Below are 12,353 nucleotides of genomic sequence, written 5' to 3' on the forward strand. Positions count from 1 at the left end.
GTTTCGACGGAACGGCACCCTAGACGCGACGTGAACGAGCGCGTATACGACACCCGCGCTGTTAGCGCCCACCCGGCGCGATTCAAAAACCAATCAGACCAAAAGGCATTTCGCCATGATTCACGGTCTCTCCCGGCCGAAAAACCAGATCCGATGGCTGCTGCTGGAAGGCATTTCGCCGACCGCGCGCGCGGTTCTTGAAAAACACGGTTACACAAATGTGGAAGTCCTGTCCGGAGCCCTGGAAAAGGACGCGTTGATCGAAAAGCTGCAGGGCGTGCAGATACTCGGCATTCGCTCTCGCACCCAGGTGACGGATGAGGTTCTGGAAGCCGCCAAGAGCCTTGTGGCCGTCGGCTGTTTCTCCGTCGGCACCAACCAGGTCGACCTCAAAGGCGCATTGACGCGCGGCATCCCGGTCTTCAACGCTCCCTTCTCGAACACGAGATCCGTGGCCGAACTGACCGTCGCCGAAATCGTCATGCTGATGCGCGGTGTCTTCCCCAAATCCACCGCCGCCCATGAGGGCCGCTGGATGAAAAGCGCTGTCGGCTCTCACGAAGTCCGCGGCAAGACGCTCGGCATCGTCGGCTACGGCAACATCGGCACGCAGTTGTCGAACCTGGCCGAGGCCATGGGCCTTCGGGTGATCTATTTCGATCTGGTCGACAAGCTGCAGCACGGCAATGTGATCCCTGCGGACAGCCTCGACGGGCTGCTGGCAGAATCCGACGTTGTGTCCCTGCATGTTCCCGACACGGCGGAAACGCGCAACATGTTCGGCGCGGACCAGATTTCCAAGATGAAAAAGGGCTCGTTCCTGATCAACAACGCCCGCGGCAAGGTCGTCGATATCGACGCTCTGGCCGCTGCGTTGAAATCGGGCCATCTGGCAGGCGCGGCTATCGACGTGTTCCCGGTTGAGCCGAAATCCAACAAGGACGAGTTCATCTCACCGCTGCGCGGTCTCGACAATGTGATCCTGACGCCGCATGTGGGCGGCTCGACGGAAGAGGCACAAGACCGGATTGGCGAAGAAGTCTCCAAACGGTTGGTGGAATATTCCGACGTCGGCTCCACCATCGGCTCGGTCTCCTTCCCCCAGGTTCAGTTGCCCAAGGGCACGGAAGCAACGCGCTTCATCCAGGTGCATCACAACGCCCCCGGCGCCATGCGCACGCTGAACGACCTCTTCACCCGGCACAACCTCAACATCTGTGCCCAGTACCTGCAGTCCCATCTGGACATTGGTTACGTGGTGGTGGATGTCGACAGCCCGGTGGAAGATCCTGTCAGCATTCTGGAAGAGATCCGCAGCCTGCCCAACACCATCCGGGCAAGACTGCTCAACCGGGTGTGATCGCCCCAACCACCAGAAACACAACAGCCCTGGAGCGTTTCCAGGGCTTTTTCTTTGTCAAAGGCACGGGTCTACCTGACGCTCACCGCCACCAAGCCCTAGCCAGATTCCACACCTAGTCCGTCAAGACCGGACTAAAGACCTGGTTGCGGCCCTGTTTCTTGGCCTCATAGAGCCTCAGGTCTGCCTGCCGGAACAAGGCTTCCATGGTGACACCGTCTTGCGGCGCGCTGGCCAGACCGATGCTGACCGTCACCTTTTCCGGTAGATAGATCTTGCTGAAACTCTCGATTGTCTTGCGCAGACGCTCGGCCAGGGTTGTCGCGCCCTCAATCGGCAGTTTCTCGCACAACAGCACGAATTCCTCACCGCCGACCCTGTAGAGATGGTCGTCCGTGCGCAAATTGTCGGCCAGAAGCCGGGCGACTGTCTTCAGGATCTCGTCACCAGCCTGGTGCCCGTGCCGGTCGTTCACCTGCTTGAAATGGTCGATGTCGATCACGAGCAGCGACAGGGCCCGCTTTTCCTGCATGTTCTTCGCGAGGATCTTGGGCGCATTCTCGTCGTACTGGCTGCGGTGCAGAGCACCGGTCAGGTGGTCGCGAATGGAAGATTCCAGGAGCTTGTGATAGCGCTCCCGGTAGGTCAGCACCTGAAACACGTCCTTGAAGGACCGGTTGGTGAGCCAGCTGCTCTCATCATCGAAATATTTCAGGTAGAGGATGAACAGCCCCGAATAGACCAGCGCCGCCACCAGCTTCGCCACCCAGCCACCGACGAACACATGCCAGGGCGCGCCGGAGACATAGTGCAGCGCCAGGAAAAACCCGGCCTGATCAAAGGTCAGCACCACCGCCCCGCAGATCAGAAAGCGCAGGCCAAGATGACGTCCGCCCCAATTGCCGATCCGTTCATAAAGCACGATGATCGCGATGGCATCGATGAACAGCAAGATGGTGCCCCAGACCATCAGCATTCCCATTTCATCGATAAACGCGATATCCGGACTACGGCCATCGGCAACGGAGATCGTCTCGTGGTTCCGCAGGATCATCACCAGAGCGACAATCAGAAAATTACCGATCAACAGGCCATAGATGGGCTGACGCGCAACCAGTGCATCTTCCCGGATGTACAGCAGAAGGATCATCAGAAGCTTGCCGGAAAAAAGCACCGTCGATCCTGGCGAGACAATGCCGAACGGCAATTCGATGTAGAACACACTGGCGAGATAGGTTTCCAGGAAGTGCATCACGCCGAGAGCGCACATGAACACGCCAATCCCGATCACCTGACGCGCCCTGAGCAGGCTCATCATGACGACAAAATAAACGGCTGCCTGGGCCAAGAGGAGGAGCGCGTTGGTGATGGCCATGAATTATCCGGTACTTTTCTCGTTCAGAAATCTCGATGTAAGCATTGATTCTCGTCCAGTTCGAGATCGAAATTGGTTTCGACCTTGAACCTGAAACATCAGATTCGCCAGTCCCTTGCGCTTTTTCTTAGAGGAATCGGCAGGACCTGAAAACCTCGTCGTAATACTCTCCTGCGACCTTGTGCGGGTTCGCCAAGGTGTGCATTCCATGCCTAAGTCTCAAGCGAAATACGTCATTGCCTGCGAAAGCACCAAGACAATGGAAACCAGATCAAGCCACAGGCAGCCCCCTCCCGTTATGACGGACCTGCCCGATAACCTGATTGTCTTCGATGGCATCTGCGTTCTGTGTTCAGGCTTTGCCCGGTTCGTCGCCCGGCATGACCGGACAGTTGGCTTTCGCTTTGTCGATGCCCATTCGCAAACCGGACAGGCACTTTATCGCCGACACGGGCTCGACCCGCAGAAGATGGAAACCAACATCGTCATCCGTCATGGCAGGGCCTACACCAAAATGGCGTCCTTCACCACAACAATGAGAAGCCTTGGCTGGCCCTGGAAAGGACTTGCGATCCTGGAGCTTCTGCCGCGCAGCTTCGCGGACTGGACTTACGACAGGATTGCCGGAAACCGCTATCGGATCGGCAGGCGCACCTGCCCTCTGCCTTCGTCGGCCCTGAAGGAGCGGCTCCTTGACTGAGCCCTCGTCTAGGAGGCGGATCGTCGTTCTGGGCGGCTATGGCGTTTTCGGCGGCAAGCTGGCCGAAGCTCTGCTGAGGCAACAGCCTCTGGAGGTAATTATCGCCGGCCGCAGCCTGCAAAAGGCCGAAGCCTTCTGTCGTCAACATGGCGGCACGGCCGCCGTTCTGGATCGAACCGCGCCGGATTTCGCAGCAGCCCTTCAGGCCCTTCGCCCCTTCGTAACCGTCGACGCGGTCGGACCCTTTCAAGCTTACCATCAAGCCCCCTATGCCGTTGCTGAAGCCGCGCTGGCGGCCGGAAGCCATTATCTGGACCTGTCGGACGACGCCGGCTTCACCAGCGGCATTGCCGCTCTGGATGAGCAGGCACGCGCAGCTGGACTGACCGTGCTGTCAGGTGTCTCCAGCGTCCCGGCCCTTTCGTCCGTTGCGGTTGAGGCTCTTCAGGATAATTTCTCGCAACTCGACCTGATCGAAAGCGCCATCCTGCCCGGCAACCGGGCTCCGCGCGGCCTGTCGGTGATCGAGGCGATCCTGGCCCAGTCCGGAAAGCCCGTTGACGTCTATCGTTACGGCAGGTGGACGCAAGTCATCGGCTGGTCCGGTCTTTCCCGACGCCGGATCGGACCAGACGGCGGCAACGGCCTTACCCGGCGTTGGTCAAGCTTCATCGGCGCGCCTGATCTGGCGCTCTTTCCTGAAGCCTATAAGGCCCGAACGGTGCTTTTCCGGGCGGGTCTGGAACTGCCTCTCCTGCATCTGGGCCTCTGGGCCCTTTCCTGGATGGCTCGTCTTCGTCTTGTGAGATCTCTTCAGGCTGCTGCCCCGCTCCTTCGAACCGTCGCAGGCTGGTTTGAACACTTCGGCTCCGACCGCGGCGGCATGGAAGTCCGGCTTGCCGGGCTGGGTCCGGACGGTATGCCCCTGGCGACAAGCTGGACGCTGATCGCAGAAGCTGGCGACGGCCCGCATATTCCGGCTGTTCCGGGTGCCATCATGTGCAGGCACTTGTGTGAAGGTGCTGTTCCAGCGGGCGCACGGCCCTGCCTGGGGGAATTTTCCCTGTCAGATATCAAGGATGCCACCGCGCATCTGAACGTCCACACCTATACGGCAACGCAGTCTGCACCGGTCCTGTTCCAGCAGGCGCTTGGCGCAACCTTCAAGGAATTGCCGGAACCAGTCCGGTCCCTCCACACGGTCTTCGACCGACGGCAGTGGTCCGGAGAAGCAAGGGTCACCCGCGGCACATCGCGGCTTGGCCAGTTACTCTGCCGTATCGTCGGCTTCCCGCCCGCGGCGGATGCCACGCCGGTGACGGTGACAATCGAACGGCAGGGCGACAAGGAAATCTGGTTACGCAATTTCGGCGGCAAGACATTCCGGTCCGTGCTCAGTCTTGCCGGAGCGCCCGGCTCCGGTGTGGTTCAGGAACGGTTTGGGCCAACCACGTTCGATATTCATCTGAACCTCAAGGACGGCGCCCTCGCCTATCCCGTGCGCAGCGGCAGGCTGTTTGGTCTGCCCTTGCCGCGCTGGCTGCTGCCCGTCAGCAACACCACCGAGATCGCACCGGACGGCATCTTCCGCTTCGACGTTGAAATCTCGCTCCCCGGCCTCGGCCGGCTCGTGCGATATCAGGGCTGGCTGAAACCCTCTCCGCGGCAATCTGCCGAGGAAAACCGGAGGAACAGACGCTGAAAACATTGTCTCTAGTGACAATTCCTCGTTTGACTTCAACGGCTTTTGACACAATCTTGCAACCCTGACCCAGTCTCTTAAAGCCAGATCAGAACCGTTTTCACCGGACTATCAATCATGCCTGCCGTTTCGCGCCTTTCCGTCAATGTCAACGCCATCGCCATGCTGCGCAACCGCCGGGACCTGCCCTGGCCAAGTGTGACCGGACTGGCCACCATCGCGATGGAAGCCGGCGCCAAGGGCATCACCGTGCATCCACGCCCGGACGAGCGTCATATCCGCAAGACGGACGTGTTCGAGCTCTCCGAGCTGATCGAGGACAGGTTCCCGAACAAGGAGCTGTGTCTGGAAGGTTTTCCGACCCCCGATTTCATGAAGCTGGTGGAGGAGGCGCGCCCCGAACAGGTTCTGTTCGTGCCGGACGACCCGCAGCAAACCACCTCGGACCACGGCTGGGATTTCTCGAAAGACACTGGCGCCCTGGAAACGGCGATTGCCGCCGCCAGGGAATGGGCGGTCACGGTCTCGCTCTTCTGCGATCCGGACCCGGCCGCGCCCGAACATGCCGCAAGGCTGGGCGCCGAGCGGATCGAGATCTACACCGGGCCTTATGGCGCCTGCTATGACGATCCGGGACGCGCTGAAAAGGAACTCGACAAGATCGTCGCAACGGCGGAAGCCGCAAAGGCCAACGGGCTCGGCGTCAATGCCGGGCACGACCTGACCGTGGAAAACATCCCTGCTCTGATGGCGCGCGCGCCCTTCATTCGGGAAATGTCGATCGGCCACGGTTTCACCGCCGATGCACTGATCTACGGTTTCGCCGAAAGTGTCGCCCGCTTCCGCAGGGCCATGGGCGAGATCTGATGAACGACACCTTGCAAAGGCAGGTCGCGTTTCTTCTGGAAACCGACAAGCTGAAGGAAGTGGTCCGGCTCAACCAGCTCACGGGCGGCGCCCGGCGGGAGACGACGGCCGAACATTGCTGGCACGTGATCCTGCAGACGCTCACCCTCGCCGAACACGCCCCGGCCGGCACCGACATCAACCATGTGGTCAAACTGCTTGCCGTTCACGACCTGGTGGAAATCGACGCGGGCGACCACTGGGTTACCGACGACAACCGGGCCGGAATCAAGGAGCTGGAACAAGCGGCTGCCAGCCGTCTGTTTGCCCTGCTTCCAACGTCCCAGGAACTGGACTTCAAGGGCCTGTGGCTGGAGTTTGAGGCCAACGAAACACCGGAAGCCAAATTTGCCAATGCCATGGACGCCCTGCATCCGATGGTTCTTGTCTTTGCTTCCGGCCTGGACGATCCGACACACGAGCCAATCTCTGCCGAAGCTCTGAAGCTGACGAAGGAATCCCGCCTGTCTCCCTTCCCCGGTCTATGGGATTTTGCCCAGGACCTTCTGAACCAGGCCGTCAGCGACGGCCGGCTTCTGCCCTGAAACACCCCTCCGGCTGCACTCCGCGGCCTTTTTCTTGAGAACACACATGCCGATAGATCTTTGGCTCGTCTTCATTGCCGTCTCGCTTCTGCCTGCCGTCAGCCCCGGCCCGGCGGTCATGTTGGCCATTTCCAACACGCTCCGGTTCGGGCGCAACGCGACCCTTGCCTCGGCGGCTGGCAACGCCACGGGACTGGTGATCCTGGGCTACGCTGTCGCCCTTGGCTTTGGCGCCCTTATGACGACCTCCGCCGTGGCCTTTACCGTGCTGAAAGTCATCGGTGCGGCCTATCTGATTTTCATCGGCATCAAGATCTGGCGCGACAAGTCGGCCTTTCATGTGGAAGAAGGCGTCCTGATCGCCCGCAAGAGCCCCAGAAAACTGTTTCTGGAAGCGCTGCTGGTTTCCATCACCAATCCGAAAGCCATTCTGGTCATCACCGCGCTGTTCCCCCAGTTCATGCGGGCCGACGGCATCGATCCCTTGGAAATCTCGGTGCTGTCCTTCACATACGCAGCCCTGTGTTTCGCCAACCATGCAGCGATTGCCTATGCAGGCGGCCACATGCGCCGCTTCCTGACCTCCGCAAAACGAATGCTCTGGGTGCGCAGGGTCACAGGCACGCTCTTTGTCGGCTTCGGTGCGGCCCTGGCAGCCGCCAGCCGCTAAGGCGGCACAGGCCAGAAGTCTCTTGGGGGATCACGCGGCGGGGCGAATCCGATAGGCTCGCCCCTCGCCCACCTCAAGCGGACCAGTTCCTTGCCCCTGAAGATCCTCACATTTTGCGGCAGTTTGCGTGCTGCCTCGTCCAACCTGGCTTTGCTGAACGCAGCAGAACGGCTGGCTCCGGAGGGGCTCGTTCTCAGCCACTATGACCGCATCGGCGATCTGCCGCATTTCGTGCCGGATCTCGACGTCACCGATAGCCTGCCGGAAATCGTCGCCGATCTGCGCGCGCAGGTGGCGCGCGCGGACGGGCTGCTCTTCGCGGTGCCGGAATACATGCATGCGCTGCCCGGCAGCTTCAAGAACGCCCTTGACTGGATGGTCGGCTGCCAGAAGTTCCCCGGAAAACCAGTCGCCCTTGCCCATGTCACCTCCCGCCATGCGTTCGCCCCTCCCCAGCTGGAAGAGATCCTTCGAACCATGTCTGCAGAAATCGTCAGTGAAGCCGGATTTTCCCTTGGCCTCACGAGCAATGCGATTACGGTAGAGACGATCTGTGACGATGCCCGTCTGGCGACCATCGTCACGCAACACCTGGACCGATACCGCTCCTGGCTCTCTCGTCAGCATGGGGCAGACTGAGCCTCCGACCTAATCCGCCGGATCAATCACCAGAAGAAGCCGCGGACCACTTTCCGGTGTCGCGACGGGTGAGCGGTGCAGAAGCGCCGTCCTTTCCTCGCTGCACCATTTCCGGCCCCGGAAAAGAGCAACGCCACCGGGCGGCACCTGACGGATGCGGCCGCTCTCCTGGGCCACATTTTCCAAAACGTATTCCGTCCCCGCCCCGCGGTAGCTGCACAACAACCGGGCCCGGACATTGTCCAGGTGGAACTTCGGACACATGACGTCTTCCGAAACATCCAGCCGTAATCGCACCAGACGCACCGTCAGGGACTTTGCCAGCATTAGGGCGAGTGCGCCGACATCGCTCGCCAGCGTTTCCCGCATTTCGCACGCCGGGACGCCATGGCTTTCGCAGGCCGCCATGACAGCCGCTTCGGCCAGATGCACCGGCACCACCGTCCGCAGCTCCGGCAGGCTGTCTGGCGGCAAAGCATCGATCCACTTTTGAAATTCGGGCTCCGGAGTCCGCCGCCAGATGGCGGCGGCGACGCCCGGTTCACAAATGTCGGCGAGGATGTCCGGATCCCGGCCGATGATAACGTCCCGAGCGGCGGGGCCGTTCGAAAAGGCCTCAGCCTTCAGCTCCAGCGCCGTCATGCTGCGCGGTCCGCGTGGCGAAAGGCCGGAAAGGGATCGGGCAGATGCGCAAAGCTCGCCAGATCATCACCCGCCTCTTCGCCGATCAGACACGCGTCGAGCCGAGATTTTAGCAGCGGCCAGTCTATGCCCGCGCCGATGAAGACAATTTCCTGCCGCCGGTCGCCGAAAGGCTCAACCCAGAGCGACTTTGCGTAGGCCCGGGCACGCTCGTCATCCGGCCAGCGTTCCTGTGGCACCGACGCCCACCATGTCCCCAGCGGGCTTACGCTGGAGAGCGCCCCTGCCAGTGAAAACTCGATCACCCACTGCGGCCGGCTCCCGATCCAGAAATGCCCCTTGGCACGGATGACACCAGGAAGCTGCCCGTTGAGCACCTCGTGGATCTTTTCCGGATCGAATGGCCGTCTTGCCCGGTAGACGTAGGAGGCAACACCATATTCCTCCGTTTCGGGAACATGATCGGCAAATCCGTAAAGTTCCTTCGCCCACATCGGATGCTCATGAGCCTTCTCGAAGTTGAAGAGCCCCGTATTGAGGATTTTGGAAGGCGAGACGTCCGAAAAGTCGGTCTCGATGATCTTCGCATCGGCATTGAGACTGCGGATGATCTTGCGGGCGGCATCGACCTGCCCCGCTGTCGCCGCGCCCACCTTGTTGAGAACCACCACATCGGCAAACTCGATCTGGTCGGTCAGGAGGTGCACCAGCGTGCGCTCGTCCTCTTCGCCAAGCGTCTCGCCCCGGTCGCTCAGGAAATCATGGCTGGAGAAATCTCCCAGAAGATTGACCGCATCGACCACGGTCACCATCGTGTCGAGCCTTGCCACATCGGACAGGCTGTTGCCGGTTTCATCACGGAAATCGAAAGTCGCCGCCACCGGCAAAGGCTCGGAAATCCCGGTTGATTCAATGAGCAGGTAGTCGAACCTGCCATCGCCGGCAAGACGGCGCACTTCGTTCAGCAGATCATCGCGCAAGGTGCAGCAGATGCAGCCGTTGGACATTTCCACGAGGGTTTCCTCGGTCTTGCTCAATTCCGCACCGCCAGCCCGAACCAGGTCAGCGTCGATATTGACCTCCGACATGTCGTTGACGATCACGGCCACCTTCAATCCGGCACGGTTGTTGAGAACGCGATTGAGCAAGGTGGTCTTGCCGGCTCCCAGGAAACCGGACAGAACGGTTACGGGCAGACGTCGATCAGACATAGGGCCTCCAGTCGATGCGATATGTTACGCTACATCATGTTATGTTATTACATATCGGATCTGTACTGTAATGTTCCCGCCCGATGCAACCGTTTTTTGGTCACGGACGCTCAAGGCTTCCTGGCGGCAGGACTATGGCAAGGGATTTGGAAGCACGCATCCGGGGCATTCATCCGGGACGCTCATCAGCCCCCCCGGTCTGAGAAGCCCCGTCCGGCAGGTCAGGCTTGGTGTCCGGGGAGTTTTAGAAAGGTAGCGGTGCGTTGTCGGTCACTTCCTTCATGACGAAGAACGTACGCGTCTGGCGCACGCCCGGCAGCACGATCAGTTTTTCGCCGTGAAGCTTGTTGAAATCCGTCATGTCCCGCGTGCGGATCTTCAGAAAATAGTCAAAGTCGCCCGCGACAAGATGGCAGTCGAGAATGAAGTCCGCCTTTCGGACGACCTCTTCAAACTCCTCAAAACTTTGCGGTGTCGACCGGTCCAGCACGACGCCAACAATCACCAGGGCCGATCTGTCGACCTTTTGCGGGTCGATTTGCGCATGGACGCCCTGAATGAACCCCTCGTCGAACAGGCGTTGTGTGCGTCTGTGGCAGGTGGCCGGGCTAACGTTCACCAGACCGGCAAGCTCGGCGTTGCTCAGGCGGCCATCTTCCTGCAGCAGTTTCAGAATCTTGCGATCAATCCGGTCCAATTCATCAGCCATGGAAGATTCTTTCATTTTTCTGGCGTCAATTGATTCAAATACGAACTCTTATCCATTCACATATCTCGAGAACAGAAAAAATTCATAAAAATTTGAAAGCACCTTTCTGGAAATTTCTGCGAGGATTTACGCATCAACAACCTATCCGGTGCGCTCCATGAACCTCAGCAAATTTGAACGTTATCCCCTCACCTTCGGCCCGACGCCTATCGAACACCTGCCCCGGCTTTCCGAAGCCCTTGGCGGCAAGGTGGAGATTTATGCAAAGCGCGAAGACTGCAACTCCGGCCTCGCCTTTGGCGGCAACAAGCTGCGGAAACTGGAATACATCGTACCCGACGCCATCGCATCCGGCGCCGATACGCTGGTTTCCATCGGCGGCGTTCAGTCCAACCACACCCGCATGGTCGCAGCGACCGCCGCCAAGATCGGCATGAAATGCGTCGTGGTGCAGGAAAAGTGGGTGCCCCACTATGATGCCGTCTACGACCGGGTTGGAAACATTCTTCTGACCCGCCTTATGGGTGCTGACTCGCGCCTGGTCGAAGATGGTTTCGACATCGGCATTCGCCAGAGCTGGGAAGACGCCATGCAGTCCGTTCGCGATGCAGGCGGCACACCATACGGCATTCCCGCCGGTGCATCTGTGCACAAGTTCGGTGGTCTGGGTTATGTGCGCTTTGCCGAGGAAGTGAAGCAGCAGGAAGAAGAGCTCGGCTTCAGTTTCGACTATATCGTCGTCTGCGTGGTGACCGGCTCAACACAGGCAGGCATGATCGTCGGCTTCGCCGACCAGAACCGGGCCGACCGCGTGATCGGTATCGACGCTTCCGGCACCGTGGAACAGACCCGTTCGCAGGTTCGTCAGATCGTCGACAACACGGCCTCCCTCGTGGAGCTTGGCCGCACGGTGCGGGACGACGAGATCGTGATCAACCCGGACTACGCCTACCCGGCCTACGGGGTTCCTTCTGAGGAAACCAACGAAGCCATCCGGCTCGCCGCCAAGACCGAGGCAATGATCACCGACCCGGTCTATGAAGGCAAGTCGATGCAAGGCATGATCGATCTGGTCAAACTGGGCAAAATTCCTGCCGGATCAAAGGTGCTTTATGCCCATCTCGGCGGCGCTCCTGCCCTCAACGGCTACAGCTACTACTACAAGGACGGCTAATTACGGCCAGACCGGCCGCTGCTCACAAGGCATCGGCCGGTTTTCGCAGCCTGACAGGCCGAAACGGGCCTGTCAGCCTCGCGCCTTGCAATCGAATGACGTACCTTGTGGCCAATCGACCATGGCCTCGTCACCCTTGATCCAGAAAAGAATGCCGAAGTCGCCCTCGTAACGCGCACCGGACCCGCTGGGCCCCTGCACGACAATCTCGGTCGTGTCGCCACGCTCCAGCCGCGCTGACGGTGGTTCGGTATCAAAGAAAGTCGCTACGATCTCGTCGGCCGGGTTATCGTTGCAGGTGTAAAAGACCGGGGCCTGTCCCTTGATCAGCTGATAGCGCGCGGTCAGTTCCGCAATCCGGCGTTCATAGGCTGAGCGGACGCAGGCGAGTTCGTCGTCACTCTTCCAGCATTCATCGCGCCCCTTCACCCAGCCACGTTGATAGGCCTTCAGCGTGTTGAGTTCTTTTTCCGCACCCGCATCCAGCGACTTCACGACGCCGACCGCGCCCTCGTAAACATCCGCCAGTTTCTGATCCAGCGCCGCAAGGTCGTCATTCGAACAGACCAGCTTCTCCGCTGAACTTTCCGCCTTCGCGCAATCGAAAGCCGGACCGGCAGCCCATGCAGCCGGAACAAAGGCAACGCCGACGGAAACGAGACCAAGAACAACTGCCAAACCACGCATGAAACCACCTCCCGAAAAACCTGTAGCAACAGA

At 60.0% G+C, this 12,353-nt stretch carries 13 protein-coding genes; 8 read left to right on the plus strand and 5 right to left on the minus strand.

Features of this window, described 5'->3' with window-relative positions:
* The first annotated feature begins 115 nt into the window (after nucleotides 1-115).
* Nucleotides 116-1,360 carry a phosphoglycerate dehydrogenase gene (gene serA, locus AC2A6O_RS28635; RefSeq protein WP_148586120.1) on the plus strand — a complete coding sequence of 415 codons (1,245 nt, stop codon included), beginning with the start codon at nucleotides 116-118 and terminating at the stop codon, nucleotides 1,358-1,360.
* 115 nt (nucleotides 1,361-1,475) lie between these two features.
* Here the strand turns inward: serA and AC2A6O_RS28640 are convergent, their stop codons facing one another.
* On the minus strand, nucleotides 1,476-2,735 hold the full coding sequence (locus tag AC2A6O_RS28640) for a GGDEF domain-containing protein (protein ID WP_498932116.1): 1,260 nt from the start codon (nucleotides 2,733-2,735) through the stop codon (nucleotides 1,476-1,478).
* 208 nt (nucleotides 2,736-2,943) lie between these two features.
* Here AC2A6O_RS28640 and AC2A6O_RS28645 point away from each other — a divergent pair, with 208 nt between their 5' ends.
* The 6 genes from AC2A6O_RS28645 to AC2A6O_RS28670 all read left to right on the plus strand — a co-directional run bounded on the left by AC2A6O_RS28645 (nucleotide 2,944) and on the right by AC2A6O_RS28670 (nucleotide 7,897).
* On the plus strand, nucleotides 2,944-3,435 hold the full coding sequence (locus AC2A6O_RS28645; protein WP_498932117.1) for a thiol-disulfide oxidoreductase DCC family protein: 492 nt from the start codon (nucleotides 2,944-2,946) through the stop codon (nucleotides 3,433-3,435).
* The gene (locus AC2A6O_RS28650) at nucleotides 3,428-5,137 is read left to right on the plus strand and encodes a DUF4166 domain-containing protein (RefSeq protein WP_498932118.1); all 1,710 of its coding nucleotides are present in this window, start codon (nucleotides 3,428-3,430) and stop codon (nucleotides 5,135-5,137) included. The genes AC2A6O_RS28645 and AC2A6O_RS28650 overlap by 8 nt, the downstream gene beginning before the upstream one ends.
* 117 nt (nucleotides 5,138-5,254) lie before the next feature.
* Nucleotides 5,255-6,004, plus strand: coding sequence for a pyridoxine 5'-phosphate synthase (locus AC2A6O_RS28655; protein WP_498932119.1), 750 nt, complete (start codon nucleotides 5,255-5,257; stop codon nucleotides 6,002-6,004).
* Nucleotides 6,004-6,588, plus strand: coding sequence for an HD domain-containing protein (locus AC2A6O_RS28660; RefSeq protein WP_148586116.1), 585 nt, complete (start codon nucleotides 6,004-6,006; stop codon nucleotides 6,586-6,588). The genes AC2A6O_RS28655 and AC2A6O_RS28660 overlap by 1 nt, the downstream gene beginning before the upstream one ends.
* 46 nt (nucleotides 6,589-6,634) lie before the next feature.
* A complete protein-coding gene (locus AC2A6O_RS28665; RefSeq protein ID WP_498932120.1) occupies nucleotides 6,635-7,258 on the plus strand; it encodes a LysE family translocator in 624 nt (207 codons plus the stop codon).
* Between the two features lie 90 nt (nucleotides 7,259-7,348).
* The gene (locus AC2A6O_RS28670; protein ID WP_498932122.1) at nucleotides 7,349-7,897 is read left to right on the plus strand and encodes an NADPH-dependent FMN reductase; all 549 of its coding nucleotides are present in this window, start codon (nucleotides 7,349-7,351) and stop codon (nucleotides 7,895-7,897) included.
* Nucleotides 7,898-7,906: 9 nt separating this feature from the next.
* On the opposite strand, the gene AC2A6O_RS28675 is transcribed toward AC2A6O_RS28670, so the two are convergent.
* The 3 genes from AC2A6O_RS28675 to AC2A6O_RS28685 all read right to left on the minus strand — a co-directional run bounded on the left by AC2A6O_RS28675 (nucleotide 7,907) and on the right by AC2A6O_RS28685 (nucleotide 10,474).
* Nucleotides 7,907-8,539, minus strand: a complete 633-nt coding sequence (locus AC2A6O_RS28675; RefSeq protein ID WP_498932123.1) for a DUF1826 domain-containing protein — start codon at nucleotides 8,537-8,539, stop codon at nucleotides 7,907-7,909.
* Entirely contained in the window at nucleotides 8,536-9,750 is a 1,215-nt protein-coding gene (locus AC2A6O_RS28680; protein ID WP_148586112.1) for a GTP-binding protein, read from the minus strand. The genes AC2A6O_RS28675 and AC2A6O_RS28680 overlap by 4 nt, the downstream gene beginning before the upstream one ends.
* A 244-nt stretch (nucleotides 9,751-9,994) precedes the next feature.
* Nucleotides 9,995-10,474: an Lrp/AsnC family transcriptional regulator gene (locus tag AC2A6O_RS28685; protein WP_148586111.1), complete on the minus strand. Its 480-nt coding sequence runs from the start codon at nucleotides 10,472-10,474 to the stop codon at nucleotides 9,995-9,997.
* 142 nt (nucleotides 10,475-10,616) lie between these two features.
* Between AC2A6O_RS28685 and AC2A6O_RS28690 the strand changes: the two genes are divergently transcribed.
* Nucleotides 10,617-11,633, plus strand: a complete 1,017-nt coding sequence (locus AC2A6O_RS28690; protein WP_148586110.1) for a 1-aminocyclopropane-1-carboxylate deaminase — start codon at nucleotides 10,617-10,619, stop codon at nucleotides 11,631-11,633.
* 72 nt (nucleotides 11,634-11,705) lie between these two features.
* Here AC2A6O_RS28690 and AC2A6O_RS28695 read toward each other — a convergent pair whose 3' ends face one another.
* Nucleotides 11,706-12,320: an MliC family protein gene (locus tag AC2A6O_RS28695; RefSeq protein WP_498932126.1), complete on the minus strand. Its 615-nt coding sequence runs from the start codon at nucleotides 12,318-12,320 to the stop codon at nucleotides 11,706-11,708.
* Nucleotides 12,321-12,353: the final 33 nt, after the last annotated feature.

Source organism: Labrenzia sp. ATLA3 (genome assembly GCF_057180185.1).

Bases quoted from the DNA above. Each gene is read 5' to 3' on its own strand.
- serA (WP_148586120.1), top strand. From the start codon at position 116: ATGATTCACGGTCTCTCCCGGCCGAAAAACCAGATCCGATGGCTGCTG.
- AC2A6O_RS28640 (WP_498932116.1), bottom strand. From the start codon at position 2,735: ATGGCCATCACCAACGCGCTCCTCCTCTTGGCCCAGGCAGCCGTTTAT.
- AC2A6O_RS28645 (WP_498932117.1), top strand. From the start codon at position 2,944: ATGCCTAAGTCTCAAGCGAAATACGTCATTGCCTGCGAAAGCACCAAG.
- AC2A6O_RS28655 (WP_498932119.1), top strand. From the start codon at position 5,255: ATGCCTGCCGTTTCGCGCCTTTCCGTCAATGTCAACGCCATCGCCATG.
- AC2A6O_RS28660 (WP_148586116.1), top strand. From the start codon at position 6,004: ATGAACGACACCTTGCAAAGGCAGGTCGCGTTTCTTCTGGAAACCGAC.
- AC2A6O_RS28665 (WP_498932120.1), top strand. From the start codon at position 6,635: ATGCCGATAGATCTTTGGCTCGTCTTCATTGCCGTCTCGCTTCTGCCT.
- AC2A6O_RS28675 (WP_498932123.1), bottom strand. From the start codon at position 8,539: ATGACGGCGCTGGAGCTGAAGGCTGAGGCCTTTTCGAACGGCCCCGCC.
- AC2A6O_RS28680 (WP_148586112.1), bottom strand. From the start codon at position 9,750: ATGTCTGATCGACGTCTGCCCGTAACCGTTCTGTCCGGTTTCCTGGGA.
- AC2A6O_RS28685 (WP_148586111.1), bottom strand. From the start codon at position 10,474: ATGAAAGAATCTTCCATGGCTGATGAATTGGACCGGATTGATCGCAAG.
- AC2A6O_RS28690 (WP_148586110.1), top strand. From the start codon at position 10,617: ATGAACCTCAGCAAATTTGAACGTTATCCCCTCACCTTCGGCCCGACG.
- AC2A6O_RS28695 (WP_498932126.1), bottom strand. From the start codon at position 12,320: ATGCGTGGTTTGGCAGTTGTTCTTGGTCTCGTTTCCGTCGGCGTTGCC.